The following is a 16,027-nucleotide window of genomic DNA, read 5'->3' on the forward strand; positions in this document are numbered from 1 at the left end:
TGATGAAAACGGCCTTTCAGGGCAAGTTAAAAGGGGACAAACATGAAAGTCGAGAAATTCCCGCGGTTGATCGGAATCGGCAAAGGCGAGCCAGCGCCACGATTGGCACTGGCCGGCCTTGCGCTCACCATGCTGCTGTCCTCGCTGGGCACCAGCATCGCCAATGTCGCGTTGCCGACCATGGCCCAGGCGTTCAACGCTTCCTTCCAGGACGTGCAGTGGATCGTCCTTGCCTACCTCCTTGCCATCACCACGCTGGTGGTCAGCGTCGGACGCCTCGGTGACAGGGTCGGACGCCGGCGGCTGCTCCTTTCAGGCGTCGTTCTGTTCATGGCCGCATCGCTCCTCTGCGGCTTGGCCCCGACGCTCTGGCTGCTGATCGCCGCCCGTGCGCTACAGGGGCTCGGCGCCGCCATCATGATGGCGCTGACGATGGCCTTCGTGGGGGACACGGTGCCGAAGGAGAAGACCGGGAGCGCCATGGGCCTGCTCGGCACCCTGTCGGCGATCGGCACCGCGCTCGGCCCCACCCTTGGTGGCTTCCTGATCGCCGGCCCGGGTTGGCGCGCGATCTACTTCATCAACTTGCCGCTGGGCCTGCTGGCGGCGTTCCTGGCCTGGCGCTACCTGCCCGCCGACCGCCGGATCGCCAAGGCGGATCGCGTCCGCCTCGACCATCCGGGCACCTTGCTGCTCGCCTTGACACTGGCTGCCTATGCGCTCGCCATGACCATGGGACGCGGCGATTTCGGCCCGCTCAATGCCGCGCTGTTGATCGCGGCCGCTGCAGGCCTGGGCCTCTTCGTGCTGGCCGAGAAGCGCGCCGAGTCGCCCCTGGTGCGGCTGGAGATGTTCCGCAATCCCGTGCTCAGCGGGGGCTTCGCCATGAGCGCCCTGGTCATGACGGTGATGATGACGACGCTGGTGGTCGGCCCGTTCTACCTCTCCGGAGCGCTGGCGCTGGACGCGGCGGGCGTCGGCCTCGCCATGTCGACCGGCCCTGTAGTCTCCGCGCTGGCGAGCGTGCCGGCCGGGCATCTGGTGGACCGTTTCGGCGCCCAGCGCATGGTTGGCGCCGGGCTCATCGTCATGACGGCCGGCTCGTCCACCCTACCCATGCTACCGGCCAGCCTCGGCGTGTTCGGCTACATCGCCCCGCTCGTCGTCATCACCGCCGGCTATGCCCTGTTCCAGGCAGCCAACAACACCGCCGTGATGGCGGATGCACGGCCGGACCAGCGGGGCGTCATTTCGGGCCTGCTCAACCTGTCGCGCAATCTCGGGCTCATCACCGGCGCATCGGCCATGGGCGCGGTGTTCGCCCTCGGGTCGGCGGCTACCGCCCTCAATCCGGAGCATCCCCAGGCGGTTGCGGCCGGCATGCACGCCACCTTCGCCGTAGCCGCGGTGTTGATCATCGCTGCCCTGGCCATCTCCCTGGCGAGCCGTGTCCGGGCGCAGCGTTGCGTTCCGTCAGGCAACGGGCGGGAGGAGGGCCCCGGCGCATGAGCGGCGTGTGATCGGGCTTAGCGTCCCGCACCTCACAGCGAACCAACGATCTGCTCGCGCAGCCACTGGTGGGCGGGGTCACGATGGGAGCGCTCATGCCAGAGCATGGCCATCTCGTAACCCGGCACCTCGATCGGTGCGTCCACCACGCGCAGGTTGCCGTTATCGCGTACCAGGCGCTCGGGCAGCATCGCCACCAGGTCGGTGCTTTCCAGCACCGAGCGCAGGAACAGGAAGTGCGGCACCGACAGCACCACCCGGCGCTCCAGGCCACGCTCGGCAAGGGCTTCATCGGTGATGCCACGGCATCCGGCGAGACGATCACCTGGTCGAGCTTGCAGAACTGCGCCAGGGTCGGGCGCCTCTTCAGGCGCGGATGGCCGGCACGGGCGGCCAGCACATAGCGCTCGGTGAACAGCGTGCGGTGGCGCAGGCCGGGTGGCGAGCCCTCGCTGGTATGGAAGGCGAGGTCGATCTCGCCCTGTTCCGCTTGCCTGGCGATGCGTGAGGGCACCATCTCGACCACGGCCAACCGGGTGCCCGGCGCCGCCGCGCGCAGCCCGTCCAGCGCGGGCAGCAGGATTGCCGATTCGCCGTAGTCGGTGGCAGCGATGCGCCAGGTATGCCGGGCCTCGGCCGGGTCGAACGGGCTGGCCGGGGAGACGGCGCTTTCCAGGGCCTTGAGTGCCTGGCGCAGCGGTTCGCGCAGCTCCTCGGCCCGCGCGGTCGGGCGCATGCCCCTGGGGCCCGGCAGTAACAGCGGGTCGTCGAAGATCTCGCGCAGCTTGGCGAGGTGGACGCTCACCGACGGCTGGGAGAAGTTCAGGCGCTCCGCCGCGCGGGTCACGTTGTGCTCCGAGAGCAACACGTCCAGCGTCACCAGCAGGTTGAGGTCCAAACGTCTGAGATTATTCATCCGTATACCTGGAATATTGGATATTCATTTCCAATATACCTGGGGGAAATCCATCCTGCGCCCATCTTGCAACGGAGGTTTCCACCATGAATGTACTGATCGTCCACGCCCATCCCGAACCCGGCTCGCTCAATGGCGCACTGAAGGACTTCGCGGTCGAGCGCCTCCAGGCTGCGGGGCACGCCGTCCAGGTCTCGGACCTGTATGCGATGAACTGGAAAGCCCCGCTCGACGCCGGCGACAGCCTGGACTACGAGCCCGGTGCGCGCTTCGACCCATCCCTGGACTCCAAGCGGGCGTTCGCCAACGACCGGCAGAGCGCTGACATCGCCCTGGAGCAGGACAAGCTGCGCTGGGCGGATGCGCTGATCCTGCAGTTTCCCCTCTGGTGGTTCTCGATGCCGGCGATCCTCAAGGGCTGGGTGGAGCGTGTCTACGCCTATGGCTTCGCCTACGGGGTGGGGGAGCACTCCGATGTCCGCTGGGGCAGCCGCTATGGCGAAGGCTCGATGGCCGGCAAGCGGGCGATGCTGATCGTCACCACCGGCGGCTGGGAGTCCCACTACAGCGCCCGGGGCATCAACGGCCCCATGGACGACGTGCTGTTCCCGATTCACCACGGCATCCTCTATTACCCCGGCTTCGACGTGCTGCCGCCGTTCGTGGTCCATCGCACCAGCCGCATCGACGAGATCCGCTTCACCGCCATCCGCGACGAACTCGGCCAGCGCCTCGACGACCTCTGGCAGACCGCACCGATTCCGTTCCGCCCGCAGAACGCCGGTGAATATGAGATTCCCGCGCTCACGCTGAAAGCCGAGGTGGCGCCGGAGCGGGTCGGCTTCGCCGCGCATATCGCCCAGGAGGGCGTTTGAGCGATTGCACCGATGAATGGGGGAGGGAGGGACCCTGGCCGATGGCCGGGGTTTTTCCATTGCCGATGGCTGGCAGCGGTTCTGCAGGAACTTCGGGTGGCGCTGTGGGTCGGAATTCTCCGCCGTTCCAGGCCCCTTGTCCGCGCGTGTGACACCGGGCTTCGGCGGATAACCAACAAGACCCACCACCCGTACCGGGATTTCGGCCTGAAATCAGATGAAAATGCCCTCGATGCAAGCCAATCGCTTCATGTCGGTCCTGATACTGGCCCTTTGCGCGGCCGCTTCGCTGCCGTCGATGGCGGCCCAGCAGAGCAACAGCGCCTCCGCCGCAATGTTGGAGGCGGCGGCGCTGCAATTGGAGTTTGGTGAGGTGGAGCAGGCTGGCGATACGCTGGAGCGTGCCTTGCGCATCGAGCCGAACAATCCCGCGACCTTGCATTATCTGGGGCAGGTGCGTCTCCAGCAGGGGCAGTACGAGCAGGCCGTCGCCCTGGCCACTCGGTCCAATGCGCGCGCCCGCAACGACGCCGAGTTGCGCGAGCGCAATCTCCAGCTGATCCAGACGGCCCGGCAGGCCATGGGGCCGGGCGTGGCATACGGGGTGATGGCGGAGGTGGATGAGCCGGCTGAAGTCCGGGTGGGCCTGGACAAGGACGTGGAAAGCGGGCGTGAGGCAGGAATCGCCGCGGCCGATCTGGCCGACTCGCCCGCAAATGCTGAGCAGCTCGCCACACTCGCCAATGAAGCCCTCGCAACGGAGTTGCCAACGGGTGACCGGGAACCCGGTGACGCAGCTGGTTTGCAAACCGCTTCTTTGCAGACGTTGCCTGCGGATGAAGAACTGCGCATCCCCGTTGGCCAGATGCCGCCGCGTGGCAAATGCCGGATCTGGTTTCCTGACCGTCCGGCAGGACAGCAACCAAAGCCCGACAAATGCAAGAAGCTGCAGAATCGGATTCCCCAAGGCGCCTATCTGGTTCGTGGTTGAGGCGTGACCCTTGCCACGGACCGCTCCGGCGGGCCGCTTACTGGTGCACCGTCGCCGCTGGAACAGGCGCCTGGGCCCTGCGCGTCAGCCACTCGGCCGGCCCATCGCGGCTTCGGGGATGAGGAGCGGATGCGGGCGACCTTTCAGCGGCATCTGGCTATTTCTCCGAGGGACTATCGCAAACGGTTTTCGCGCTGACCGCTTCGGCTGGCTTCCTGCTGCTGTCGACTGAGTCCACGGCCCTGGATCAGCCCATGCGCCACGCCCATCCTGAAGCCAGATGAGGCGAGGTGTTGGTATCGCCATTCTGCAAACGCATAGTGCTTGGGGGAAGAGGGCGCCTCTCTGCAATCTGGGGCGCTTCCAACTCGAGTTTGCGACCATGACCGAATTTCAGACTTTTACCCGTCAAGATCATGCCGGTGTGGCAATCGTGAGTTTCGATCACCCACCGATCAACCTGGTTGACCGCGCAATGGTGATCGACCTGATGCGGCTGGTCAGAGACCTTGAGGATGACGTTCAAACCCGGGTAGTGATATTTCGAAGCGCCAATCCGGAGTTCTTCCTGGCTCACTACGACTTGGCTAGCCAACTCGACCAACCGCCAATGACCTTGCTGCCCGGAACAGCCAGCCCGCTTAGTGAGTTGTTCACAGGTTTCAGCCGGCTCCAGCAGGTAACGATTGGCGAGCTGCGTGGTCGCGCGCGGGGCGCCGGCAGCGAGTTCCTATTGGCCTTGGATATGCGTTTCGCCGCCCTTGAAACTGCGGTGCTGGGCCAACCGGAGGTTGCAGTCGGACTGCTTCCGGGGGCCGGCGGGACAGTACGACTCACGCAGATGCTGGGACGCGCGCGGGCATTGGAAGCGTGCCTCGGCGGCGAAGATTTCGACGCGAGCACCGCCGAGCGCTATGGCTGGATAAATCGCGCAATGCCCGAGAGCCAACTCAGTGGTTTCTGCAACGACCTGGCGCGCCGTATCGCCGGGTTCCCCGCCAGTGGGATAGACCACATCAAGGCTGTAGTGGATGGCGTCAGCGCGGCTTCGGAAACGGCGCTCATTGACGAATCGCAGCGTTTTGTCCCTGGCATGAATGAACAGGAAACGATCAGTCGAGTGCGTTGGATGCTTGGGCAGGGTGGGCAGTCCGATGGTGATATGGAACGCAACCTCGGCGATAGACTTGGCCGCTTTTCAAAATCACCTGGTGAATGACCACGCACGGCAGCCGGGCATTCTCTGAAATCGCTTGGCCGGCCTTGTCGCGGAAACAAGGGCAATATCCTCCGCGATCGGGCCGATTGCCCACGTGCAGGACAAGACCTGTCTCCTCCGTGGTTATCAGGTCGTTCCTTGTCAGTCCCTATATGGTTCCCGCGCCGCCGTCTGTCGTTCGCGAGAACTCCCGTAGCGCTTCAATGAACTCCCTCCCCACCGGCCGTCTGCGTCGCTCTATCCAGACAAGTTGAGTCGTCAAAGGCAGAGCCGGTGACTCAGGACCCTGTCCTCAGGACAGCTTCTAGCCGGGGAGGGGCGCGGCAGGCCGCCTTTAAAGACGTGCTTCGATCGCCGCTTTCGCGGCGTTCAACCCCGCCTGGCGCCCGAAGAAAGTGGCATCGGCCAGCGACAGGCCCGAGCTGTAGCCGCCGCTCCAGCGTGGCAAGCCACAGGAGGTACGTCCGGCCGCATACAGGCCACCGATCGGCTCTCGCTTCTCCGTGACGACCTGGCCAGTCGGCAAGGTATCCAGGCCACCGAGCGTGAAATGGGGATAGAACGCATAGCCGATTCGGCAATCCAGCGCGACAAAGGGCGGCTCATTGAGTGGCTTGAGCCATTTCCCGGCTTTATGGAACAAGGGATCGCGGCCGTCGGCGGCATGGCGGTTATACAGTTCCACCGTGTCGGTCAGGGCGCCTTCCGGCAGCCCGAGTTCCAGTTCGACCTCTGCCCAGGTTTCGCCCACGGCGGCGATATCGATGCGGGTGAATTCCGCCGGTCGCTCGAAAATCGCGTTGTCAGCCAGCAGGTAAATGCGGTCACCGGATTGCTGCATGATGTGATGGCCGATGCGCCCGTGATAGCAGTCCTCATTGATGAAGCGTTGGCCGCGTTCATTGACGAAGATTCCCTTCACCAGCGACTCCGGCGCGTAGAAGGGCAGGCTGACAAAGGCCTCGTTCATGTGGATGGCGGCGCCCCCCACGCTCCTGCCCAGGAGGATGCCGGTTCCATCATCGCCAGGTGTCCCGATGGGATCGTCGGAGCGCAGCAGATGCGGTGCGTAGCGCCTGACCATGTCGCGGTTCATCGCAAAGCCACCGGCACACAGGACCACACCGTTGCGAGCGCGTATGAAACGGATCTGGCCATCGCTGCGGACCACCACACCATGCACGGCGTTGGCGTCATCTGCTATCAACGCGAGCACTCGGCTGTCGTATCGAATATCCACGCCGAGCGCTTCGACGCGAGCGGCCAGGGCATCCATGAGCATGCGCCCTCCGCCCCAGCCGGCCCACTGTGGGGTGTGCCCGCGGGGGCAGGGCTTGGCCTGTTCAACGAACGGCCAGGCCTCTTCGCTACCGGACCAGATCAAGCAGTCATCCGTCACCGGCTCCATCATTTTTTCCGGCAGGAAGGTGTTCTTGTATTTGACGCCCTGTGCCACCAGCCATTCATAGTGGGCAAGGCTGCTCTGTGCGTAGAGGCGCACCTTCGCTTCGTCCGCGTCGACACCGCCAGCCATCATCAGGTAGCGAAACAGGTCCTCGGTGTCGTCGCTGAATCCTGCCTCGCGCTGAGCAGGAGTGCCCCCGCTACCCCCCAGGTAGATCTCTCCCCCTGACATGGCGCTGGTGCCACCGTTGCCGGAAGTGGCCTCCAGCAGCGTCACGGCCACTCCTGCGCTGGCGGCCTCAATGGCGGCACTTGCACCGGCAGCGCCAAATCCAACGATGAGGACATCAGTCTCGTGATCCCATTGGGGAACCTGATGGATACGGCAGGGACGAGAGGAGGAGAAGTCGGCTGTCATGCATGGGGTCCTTGTTGGTTTTGTCATGCGGGAGCGGCTTGCAATTGCGCGCTCAAGGTACAAGCAGCCGGAAATCCTCCACCTCGTCCACATGGACTAGCGGATGCTTTTCCCCTCGGGCGCTCTCACGCTGTGGAAGGTCTGGTCACATCGAATGCAAATGGGTGGTCAGTGGGGTTGCAGTGAAGAAGGGGAGGTTGGGTTTCTCAACACGGGGACGACAAGTACGGCTGGCCCTCGCTCGTCGCAGAATCGAGGCTGTCTCTTTCTCACTGTCATACCTCAGCGAAACACTGAATTGGCGGGCCGGCCTGACGGGATTCTGGCCAGTGCCTAGACTCATCAGGCACACGCCTCGTCGCCTTCGCTGACGGCGGGAAGTCTGGCGTGCCGTCATCACTACGACCGGGTCCTGTACAGGGGAGGAGGCGGACGTGGACAAGCAGCGAATGAAGGAAGCAGGCATCTCTCGACGTCATTTCCTGGGTGGAAGCGCAGTCCTCCTGGGAGGCGGCCTGTTGGCCGGGCCGGCCTTCGCTCAGCAGGGTTGCCCGCTTACCCAAGGCGACATTCTCGGTCCCTACTACCGGTTCGGCGCGCCATTCCAGTCGCGGCTGGCCGGGCCCGAGGAACCGGGCGAGCGCCTGGTAGTGACCGGCACCGTATTCAGTTCGGACTGCCGCACTCCGGTCCCGGGTGCCCTGGTCGAAATCTGGCAGGCCAACAGCGCCGGCCTCTACGACACCGAAAAGCCGGGCAACTTCACCGACAAGGGCAAGTTCCGCCTACGCGGGATGCTCTACACCGATGAGCAGGGTAAGTACCGCATCGAGACCGTCATGCCGGGTCGCTACCCCGTCCCGCCAAACCTGCCCGGGCTGGAAAAGTACGGGGGGCTGATGCGCCCCGCGCATATTCATTTCCGCGTGATGGAGTCGCTCCACGTGCCCGTGACCCTGCAGCTCTACTTCAAGGGCGACCCTTTCATCGCCGGTGACCCCTGGGCACATGACCGAACCACCAACACCATCGAACTGCAGCAGGATGGCGAGCTGCGTCGCGGCGTGTTCGACATCGTGCTTGCCCGGGGTTTCCAGTGAGCTCGCCCAAGTGGGCGGCTGATCCATCACCTGGTTGCAAGCGTGCGGTGAGTAATGCGGCCAGCCGTGGCCCTGCCAGCACGAGCAGGGCCATGACTTGTCCACGTCAGCCGCGGATGAACTTCAGCAGCTCCTGATTGATCACATCGGCGTGCGTCGTGCACATCCCGTGCGGGTACTTCTCGAACACTTTCAGGGTTCCATTCTTCAGCAGCTTGCTCGACAGCAGCGCGGAGTCGGCGATGGGAACGATCTGGTCGTCGTCACCGTGCATGACCAGGGTCGGTACGGTGATCGCTCGCAGGTCATCCGTGAAGTCGGTCTCGGAGAAGGCCTTGATGCAGTCATAGTGGGCATTTGCCGCGCCGGCCATGCCCTGCCGCCACCAGTTCTGGATCATGCCCTGCGAAACGACGGCGCCTGGGCGGTTGAAGCCGTAGAACGGGCCACTGGCAATATCCAGGTAGAACTGCGCTCGGTTGGCTGCCAGTTGCTTGCGGAAGTCGTCGAAAACCTCGAGGGGAAGGCCGCCTGGATTGGCCGGGGTCTTGAGCATGATGGGCGGTACCGCGCCAATCAGAACCAGCTTGGCCACGCGCCGCTGCGCTTGCCCATGCTGGGCGACATAGCGCGTCGCCTCGCCGCCACCGGTCGAATGACCGATATGCACAGTGTTGCGAAGATCCAGGTGCTGCACCAACGCCGCGACGTCCGCAGCGTAGTGGTCCATGTCGTGGCCATCGCTCACCTGAGAAGAGCGGCCGTGGCCGCGCCGATCGTGCGCGATGACGCGATAGCCCAGGCCAACGAAGAACAGGGCCTGGCTATCCCAATCGTCACCGCTGAGCGGCCACCCATGGTGGAACACGATTGGCTGGGCGTCCTTCGGCCCCCAGTCCTTGTAGAAGATTTCAGCGCCATCTTGGGTGGTCACTGTGCTCATGGTCATGATTCCGCGGTCGATGGAAGGAGAGTGGACGGACGAGAGTGCCGCGAAGGACGCCGGGGAAACGGCAGCCAGGGCCGCGGCGCTCAAGCCGAGCACCAGAAAATCTCGCCGATCCGGGCTGGCAGGCCCGAAGCTTCTGCTATTGCTCATGCGTGCCTCCGCGTCAGGCAGCTGGTACGGGAGCCACAAGGGCTCCCGTATCTGGTCGGTAGGTTGGTCGGCCCAATGGTCAGCGGCCTTCCAGCTTGTCGACGACCTCGTCGGTGGTCACCACATCGTTGGCGATGTAGCGGTAGTTGACCAGCGCGCTACCGTAACCGTCGCCGTCAGGAAGCTTCGGGCCGGCGACGGCGTCACGTACGACGACCACCTCGAAACCGCGCTCCAGGAATTCGCGAAGGTGCGATTCGACGCACAGGTTGGAGGCCATGCCGGCCAGGACGATCTTGTCGATTCGCTGCTTATGCAGCTGCAGCATCAGGTCGTTGCTTTGCGGGCCATACAACTTGTGCGGTGAGGCGACGATGGTCTTGCCGTCTTCGATGACGGACTTGAACTCCGGCATGAAATCGGCCCCCGAGTTACGGAATCCATCCAGCGTCAAGGCGCCCTTGCGATCGAAGAGGCCAAGCTTGTGCTGAACGGTCTCCGCCGGCGCCTCGTACTCCCATTTGTGATCGTGGGGATAGTAGTAGTGCGGCGAGATGGCCACGGTCGCGCCGGCCTTCTTGAAGGCCGCGAAAAGCCGGCCCAGGTTCGGCACCAGCTTCTGCTCGGTAACGCTCTCACCGAAGACCGGCCAGCCCGCACCCTCCGGGCTCATGAAGTCGATCTGCGGGTCGATCACGACCAGCGCGGTTCGGCTCATGTCCCATTGAAAGGTCGACGCCGGGAGCGCCGGCTTGACCGGATCGGCGTAAGGGTTCTCGGCGGCGAAGCTGGTGCCGGTCGCCATCAGGATGGCCGCCAACAAGGTGGCGTTGATCAATCTCTTGGGATGGGTGCTGTTGAAGGTCATTTGCATGTCCTCGAAGTGGGGTGGTGCAGCTACGGTACGGTAGGAAGAGGGAACGAAAAGGACGTTTATCCTTGGATTTCGGCCGACTGGCGCAACCACGTCGAGTGAGGCGGCGCGTGTGTCTGGCGAGGGCCGAGCCCCTTTGGTGCACCCGTTGACCGTCGAAACAGGGGCGGCGTTTAATGGCGTTTCAGTCAGACTCTTGGCGGTCAGGTCATGCCGCGTCACGTTTGTTTCCTGGTCTACTCGGGCTTCGTATTGCTGGATCTGAGTGGCCCGCTCGAAGCCTTCACCAACGCCAATCGGGCGCGCCCTTCGAGCTACCGATTCACGATCGCTTCGCTCGAGGGCGGATTGATCAGTGCCTCGGGCGAACTGCAGGTCGCGACCGAAGCATTACAAGGAGTCGATCGCCTCGACACGCTCATCATCGTCGGCGCGCCAGCCGCTCCGACCGGTGACTGGACGATGCAGATGGCGGCTGCGATCCGGCAGATGTCCTTGCGCTCTCGCCGCACTGCCAGCGTCTGTACCGGCGCCTTCGTGCTAGCCGAGAGCGGCCTGCTCGACGGCCGTGTCGCGACCACGCATTGGAACTACGCGCCGCAATTGCAGGCACGCTATCCGTCGCTGCGCGTGGATGGAGATCGAATCTGGACCGAAGACGGGAATGTCTGGACGTCCGCAGGCATGTCGGCGGGCATCGACATGGCCTTGGCGATGATCGAACAGGACCTGGGCAAGGAGGTGGCGCGCTTCGTCGCACGCATGCTGGTTGTCTACTATCGGCGACCCGGTGGGCAGTATCAGTTCTCTTCGCTGCTGGATTTCGACCCTGGCTCAGATCGCATTCGCGCGGTGCTGAGCTATGCGCGCGATCATCTACGTGATGATCTGTCAGTCGAGCGCCTGGCAGATGTCGCGCATATGAGCGTACGCCAGTTTGGCCGCGTGTTCGCGGCATCCATCGGGGTGACGCCGGCGAAAGCGATCGAGCGTCTCCGTATCGAGGCAGCGAGGCCGCTGGTCGAGGACGGGCACCAGACGTTCGAGGAGATCGCCAGGGGCTTCGGATTCGGCGATGCCGATCACATGCTGCGCAGCTTTGTGCGAGTCGTTGGGCGGACGCCACAAGAACTGCGCCGGAGCGCTCGCCAGGCCAGCAGAGATGGCGGGTCCGGGAGAAAGGCAGATCAATAGCCAGCACTTGCCAAGGCTCCAGGGCTTGATGATGCGGCTACTGATGAGCGTCCCTTTTGCCCTCCGCAGGGTAGATGCCGAGCCGCGCCCCTGGGATGGATTGAGCCTGCGATACCCATCAGCTCGGTCGTGATGGGTATCGCTTCCCGCAGTATTTTTCGTACAGGACCTGAGGGCTGTACGAAGCGCTGATGCATGGAAAGTGGTTCAGTTCACCGATGGTGTGAATGCACGAATCCATCAGCGACCCATCAGTCGTCGTCGGCGCCCCGGTAACGCTTGTAGGGCAGGAGGTTCCAGGTTCGTGTCTGGAGCCTTTCCGCGCTGATGGTGCTGGGGATGTCATCCAGCAGGTTGCGGGCCGATTCCAGTTCCTTTTCCACCTCGGCCTTGTCCTGGTACATGAATTCATCCGAGGCCTGTGCGGGCGCCTGCAGGAGCTTTTCCTCCAGGTCGCTGACAAGGCGTTCCTGCTGGAAGTGCAGGGCGGCGCGAGCTTCGGTTACCCAGGCGGGCTGCAGGTTGCGGTTGTGATCGACAGTGGCGCTGTATTCCGCATAGATCCCGTCGTAGATATCGCCGGCATGGGTACGGGCATCCTGGCTGGCCAGTTCCAGATCGCGGATGGTCAGGGATTCCGGCGCCAGCGGATGTTTGCGTGGCGCACCGCCCAGGCGGGTGTAGCGGGTATAGAAGGGGAACATGCTCTGGATGACCTTGGCCACCGGCAAGGTGCCTTCGCCGTCCTCACCCAACCCTTTGGGCTGAATCCCCTGCATGCCCGCCATGGCCGATTCGGGACGCACCACTTCCTTGGGCGGCATGATGCCGTGACGCAACATTTCCCGGATGCCCGTGCCGGAGATGTTCAGGTGGTAGCGCTCGTCGTGCGGGCAGGTTTCCGTAGTGGCGTGGCTGGCGCAGCGGCTGCAGTAGAACACCTCATGGAATAGCCGGACATCGATGCCCAGTTCCCCGGGACTGAACTGGTCGAAGATATTGTGGCTGGCGTACTTGTCGTAGTAGCTGCCGATGCCGGCGTGGTCACGGCCAACCAGCGCGTGGGTGCATCCGTAGTTCTTCATGATCAGGGCATGCAGCACGGTTTCGCGCGGACCCGCGAAGATATAGGTGACCCGCAGCGGCGATAGGATGGCCCGGTCCTTCGGGTAATAGGTGTCCAGCACGTTGCGGTAGGCCAGCATGCGGTATTCGTGACGCACATATTCCCGTTTGGCCATTTCCACCAGGGGTTGCAGGAGCAGGCCATCGATGCCTTCCAGCGCGTTGCGGTGGATGTATTCATGCCCACGGTGCAGCGGGTTGGCGCCCGTGATGAAGCCGGCCACGGAGTTGAATTTCTTCTCCTCGTAGAACAGGCGCCAGGTGTCCCTGGGTTCGCGCCGCAGTTTCTCGAAGGGGCCCCAGTCCACGCGCTGCAGCAGGTGCAGCGTGCCACCCAGCGAGACATCGCCCATGCGGCGATGGATGGCGTCCACGCCGGGGTGGTTGCGGTCCGTGGTGCCGAACAGCTGGCGGGCTCGTTCTTCCTTGTCGTAATCGAAGATGTCTTCGACGCTGAGAATCGCCACCGGCTCGTCGCGGCTGTCGGTCAGCGCCACCTCAGTGCCGACGGAGAGCGTGCCGATGACTTTCCTGTTGCGCTCGCCCACGGGGGCAAAGCTCAGCGGCACCGGCCAGACCACGCCATTGCTCAAACGGCCGGTGGCAAGCACGGACTCATAGTCGGCCTGGTTCATGAAGCCCTTGTTGGGTGAAAGCACGCCTGTCGCGATCATCTCGATGGTGATCACGGCTTCCAGATCGACCCGAATGGAAGGCAGCTTGCGGGCTCGTTCGATTTCAGCCTGCAGCTTCTCCGCCGGGACCACCTGGTTGACCAGGGCGCCTCCGTGAGGTTGCTGGGGATAGTTATCGAAGTTGAGGGCGGCGTGTTCCATGTTTCCTCCTGGTTGGCATCGATTGCCGGCAAAGGCAGTGCGTCCGCTTTTTATTTGAAGTGCTGCGAACTGAGGTGCGTATGTCGTCTTGTTATGGGGTGGAGGTGTTGCTGTGTAAGGGGGTTGTAATTGATAGGTGAGTATTAAGTGGATTGTGGTGGTTGGTTGAAGTTTAAGGATTTTTAACTTTATATAAGTTGTTTGGGGTGGGGTTATTGGTGCTGAAGGAAAGCTATCGGCAGTTTTGAAAGGGAGCAAGGCTGTTGGTGTGTGGGGAAAGGCTGGTAATGAATGAGGAGTTTTCTTAGAAGGTTGGAATAACTTCAACGTTCATGCGGCGGGAAATAAATAGCTCGGTGCGGGGCCGTTTAGTGTTGGGGGATAATTCAGGCTGCTTTAACTCGTAGGATGGGTGGAGCGGAGCGATACCCATCACGGCCGAGTTGATGGGTATCAGAAAAGGGAACCTTTTACTCCCTACCTGCGAAGGCAGGTTCTGAATTTCCATGGGCTGTCTTTTTAGCCGGCTTGCGCTACTTATGCTCGATCCCTGTTTCCGGCTCATCGGGAGCTGGCAGCAGAGGGCACCTGCATGCGCATCGACACCATCGATCTCTACGGCGATGGCACAGTGGTGAGTGAACCTGGGCGATACAGCCTTGCGGGAAGAAAACGTAGCCCGGATCAAATCCGGGATGGTGCTAGCAAGCATTTCTCGGATCGCTTCCGGGCTACGGACTCAGTCGCGATGAGGAGAGGGACAGCGTTACGCAGACACCTCGATGAACTGGCGGCGCGCAGCATGACGGCGCGACGTTTCGAGGAGCTGGTGGCGGTGTTCGCCAAGGCGTCGCGTCTGGAAGCGGACTTCTGGCAGATGGGCTGGGCGAGCGCACAAGCCTGACCAGGGAATCGCGGACAGATTAATTTTCTGCTCTGGTTTTATCTGCGCGCATGGCGCATGGAGATGCGTGGCGTGTGAGGTGAGATTGGAGTAACGAAAATAAATCTGTCCTTTTGGAGTATGTCCCCCTTTTTGGTCCCGACTACTATCTGCCAGCTAGCCGACCAGCTATTCAGCTGTGCAGGAGTCTTGATGCCCCGTTGTTACAGGCTTGGCGAGCCACGATCAACCTCGTTGCGCCGGAGGCTGGACGCTTGGGGAGCCGTCCGGATGGGCTGCATGGTTTTGCGCTGTAAACCGACATAACAACAAGAATTGAGGATATGGATCATGCAAAAGAAGTCGCTGCTGTTCCTGTTGTGCCTGATTTGCCCGCTGGTCTGGGGGGATGATGGACGAAGTGCCGGGAAGTTGAGTGAAATCAGCAGTCGCAGCCAATTGATGTGTGCCAGTGCGATGGTCTATTTCAATCCGACCGAACGCACACCCGACCCGCGAGGCTTGAACGCTACTTTCGAGCACCTCAACATAATGGAAACCTACATGGTACAGCTGGGGCAGCCCGAGGCGTTGGTGCAGCCGCTGCGTGCCATGAAGGAAGTTTTCGAAACCCTCGATCGACTGCCTCCGGCCAAGCGCGCGCGTTACCCGGAGCTGATCCAGCAACTGCTCGGCCATCAGCAACAGCTGCAGCAGGCGGCCACCACTGCTTATGCCAGTGCCGGGCCCGATCCGGTCGCCGCCGACCTGGAGGCGCAAAGCCAGGCCCTGGCCACGCTGTTGCTGGACTACCAGGTTCGTCTCTACCCGCTGCCGCAGAAGGGCGGCCTGACGCTGACGCCAGATCAGGCAAAGGAGCTCGACCAGGCGATCGAGCAGCGTTTCGAGACGTTACTGGCGCGCCATGTCGAACATGCCGAGGTGTTGTCGAAGGCCAAGGCCAGCTATCTGTTCGTACGTCCGCAACTGCAGCAGGTGGCGAGCGGTGGTATCGCTGGCAGCGGTGGTGCCGAGTTTTATCTCAATCGCGCCTCCGTCGATCTGGACGAGCTGGCGGTTGCGGTGCTGACACCCTCACCCTGAACCGGGTTCGTAGGATGGGTGGAGCCTGCGATACCCATCAACCACGATGCTATGGGTATCGCTCCGCTCGCGGAGCGCCGCCCGGCCCATCCTACGAACTAGCCGATCACATGCGGCGGCCTTTGCAACAGGCGCGGGCAGTCGTCCAAAGGCAGCCACGCCTTGCCCTGCCAGTGCAGCACTTCGATTTCCCGTTCCTGCCAGCGGATCGCTTCGCGGTAGGGGCGCTGGGCGTCGAAGCGTTCTTCTTCCCTCAGGCGCGGAATCACCTGCTGGGTGATCCACTGGCGGATGCCGCGGTTTTCCGGGTGGTAGTAGAGGATCAGCACGGCATAGACGCCGGACTCGCCGATCAGCAGTTCCTGCTCGAAGTCGCCATGGCCGTTGCGCATCCAGGCGCGTTGCAACTGGTCCTCGTCCAGATTGCGCTGCACCCGTTCGGGGAGATGCGCGTGGTTGATCAGCCGGGCCAGGTCGCTG

At 62.9% G+C, this 16,027-nt stretch carries 12 protein-coding genes and 2 pseudogenes; 8 read left to right on the forward strand and 6 right to left on the reverse strand.

Annotated features, from left to right (window positions below):
• Positions 1-42 precede the first annotated feature (42 nt).
• The gene (locus tag E8F11_RS09480; protein ID WP_280288588.1) at positions 43-1,509 is read left to right on the forward strand and encodes an MFS transporter; all 1,467 of its coding nucleotides are present in this window, start codon (positions 43-45) and stop codon (positions 1,507-1,509) included.
• Between the two features lie 32 nt (positions 1,510-1,541).
• Here E8F11_RS09480 and E8F11_RS09485 read toward each other — a convergent pair.
• Positions 1,542-2,425, reverse strand: a pseudogene (locus tag E8F11_RS09485) (LysR family transcriptional regulator).
• An 86-nt stretch (positions 2,426-2,511) separates the two neighbouring features.
• Here E8F11_RS09485 and E8F11_RS09490 point away from each other — a divergent pair.
• The 3 genes from E8F11_RS09490 to E8F11_RS09500 all read left to right on the forward strand — a co-directional run bounded on the left by E8F11_RS09490 (position 2,512) and on the right by E8F11_RS09500 (position 5,510).
• Complete coding sequence (locus E8F11_RS09490; protein WP_280288589.1) at positions 2,512-3,300, forward strand: NAD(P)H-dependent oxidoreductase; 789 nt, start codon at positions 2,512-2,514, stop codon at positions 3,298-3,300.
• Between the two features lie 232 nt (positions 3,301-3,532).
• The gene (locus E8F11_RS09495) at positions 3,533-4,291 is read left to right on the forward strand and encodes a tetratricopeptide repeat protein (protein ID WP_280288590.1); all 759 of its coding nucleotides are present in this window, start codon (positions 3,533-3,535) and stop codon (positions 4,289-4,291) included.
• A 382-nt stretch (positions 4,292-4,673) separates the two neighbouring features.
• Entirely contained in the window at positions 4,674-5,510 is an 837-nt protein-coding gene (locus tag E8F11_RS09500) for an enoyl-CoA hydratase/isomerase family protein (RefSeq protein ID WP_280288591.1), read from the forward strand.
• 334 nt (positions 5,511-5,844) lie between these two features.
• Here E8F11_RS09500 and E8F11_RS09505 read toward each other — a convergent pair whose 3' ends face one another.
• Positions 5,845-7,332, reverse strand: a complete 1,488-nt coding sequence (locus E8F11_RS09505) for an FAD-dependent oxidoreductase (RefSeq protein ID WP_280288592.1) — start codon at positions 7,330-7,332, stop codon at positions 5,845-5,847.
• A gap of 434 nt (positions 7,333-7,766) precedes the next feature.
• Between E8F11_RS09505 and E8F11_RS09510 the strand changes: the two genes are divergently transcribed.
• Entirely contained in the window at positions 7,767-8,432 is a 666-nt protein-coding gene (locus tag E8F11_RS09510; protein ID WP_280288593.1) for a twin-arginine translocation signal domain-containing protein, read from the forward strand.
• A 106-nt stretch (positions 8,433-8,538) separates the two neighbouring features.
• On the opposite strand, the gene E8F11_RS09515 is transcribed toward E8F11_RS09510, so the two are convergent.
• Together E8F11_RS09515 and E8F11_RS09520 are read right to left on the reverse strand one after the other, a co-directional pair.
• Entirely contained in the window at positions 8,539-9,375 is an 837-nt protein-coding gene (locus E8F11_RS09515) for an alpha/beta hydrolase (RefSeq protein WP_280288599.1), read from the reverse strand.
• Positions 9,376-9,610: 235 nt separating this feature from the next.
• Positions 9,611-10,399, reverse strand: coding sequence for an isochorismatase family cysteine hydrolase (locus tag E8F11_RS09520; RefSeq protein ID WP_280288594.1), 789 nt, complete (start codon positions 10,397-10,399; stop codon positions 9,611-9,613).
• A gap of 216 nt (positions 10,400-10,615) precedes the next feature.
• On the opposite strand from E8F11_RS09520, the gene E8F11_RS09525 reads away from it, so the two are divergent.
• Complete coding sequence (locus E8F11_RS09525) at positions 10,616-11,599, forward strand: GlxA family transcriptional regulator (protein WP_280288595.1); 984 nt, start codon at positions 10,616-10,618, stop codon at positions 11,597-11,599.
• Positions 11,600-11,850: 251 nt separating this feature from the next.
• Here the strand turns inward: E8F11_RS09525 and E8F11_RS09530 are convergent, their stop codons facing one another.
• Positions 11,851-13,560 carry a sulfate adenylyltransferase gene (locus tag E8F11_RS09530; RefSeq protein ID WP_280288596.1) on the reverse strand — a complete coding sequence of 570 codons (1,710 nt, stop codon included), beginning with the start codon at positions 13,558-13,560 and terminating at the stop codon, positions 11,851-11,853.
• A gap of 763 nt (positions 13,561-14,323) precedes the next feature.
• Between E8F11_RS09530 and E8F11_RS09535 the strand changes: the two are divergent.
• Positions 14,324-14,464, forward strand: a pseudogene (locus tag E8F11_RS09535) (thiaminase II); the annotation flags it as partial.
• Positions 14,465-14,794: 330 nt separating this feature from the next.
• On the forward strand, positions 14,795-15,547 hold the full coding sequence (locus E8F11_RS09540; protein ID WP_280288597.1) for a hypothetical protein: 753 nt from the start codon (positions 14,795-14,797) through the stop codon (positions 15,545-15,547).
• A gap of 98 nt (positions 15,548-15,645) precedes the next feature.
• On the opposite strand, the gene E8F11_RS09545 is transcribed toward E8F11_RS09540, so the two are convergent.
• The coding region (locus E8F11_RS09545) for a phage antirepressor (RefSeq protein ID WP_280288598.1) at positions 15,646-16,027 on the reverse strand (382 nt) is incomplete at its 5' end.

Origin of the sequence: Pseudomonas sp. BN417 (assembly GCF_029871205.1) — a bacterium.
GTDB lineage: Bacteria > Pseudomonadota > Gammaproteobacteria > Pseudomonadales > Pseudomonadaceae > Metapseudomonas.

Excerpts from the sequence above, each read along its gene's own strand:
- E8F11_RS09500 (WP_280288591.1), top strand. The coding sequence starts at position 4,674 with ATGACCGAATTTCAGACTTTTACCCGTCAAGATCATGCCGGTGTGGCA.
- E8F11_RS09540 (WP_280288597.1), top strand. The coding sequence starts at position 14,795 with ATGCAAAAGAAGTCGCTGCTGTTCCTGTTGTGCCTGATTTGCCCGCTG.
- E8F11_RS09505 (WP_280288592.1), bottom strand. The coding sequence starts at position 7,332 with ATGACAGCCGACTTCTCCTCCTCTCGTCCCTGCCGTATCCATCAGGTT.
- E8F11_RS09490 (WP_280288589.1), top strand. The coding sequence starts at position 2,512 with ATGAATGTACTGATCGTCCACGCCCATCCCGAACCCGGCTCGCTCAAT.
- E8F11_RS09515 (WP_280288599.1), bottom strand. The coding sequence starts at position 9,375 with ATGAGCACAGTGACCACCCAAGATGGCGCTGAAATCTTCTACAAGGAC.
- E8F11_RS09520 (WP_280288594.1), bottom strand. The coding sequence starts at position 10,399 with ATGACCTTCAACAGCACCCATCCCAAGAGATTGATCAACGCCACCTTG.
- E8F11_RS09525 (WP_280288595.1), top strand. The coding sequence starts at position 10,616 with ATGCCGCGTCACGTTTGTTTCCTGGTCTACTCGGGCTTCGTATTGCTG.
- E8F11_RS09530 (WP_280288596.1), bottom strand. The coding sequence starts at position 13,560 with ATGGAACACGCCGCCCTCAACTTCGATAACTATCCCCAGCAACCTCAC.
- E8F11_RS09480 (WP_280288588.1), top strand. The coding sequence starts at position 43 with ATGAAAGTCGAGAAATTCCCGCGGTTGATCGGAATCGGCAAAGGCGAG.
- E8F11_RS09495 (WP_280288590.1), top strand. The coding sequence starts at position 3,533 with ATGCAAGCCAATCGCTTCATGTCGGTCCTGATACTGGCCCTTTGCGCG.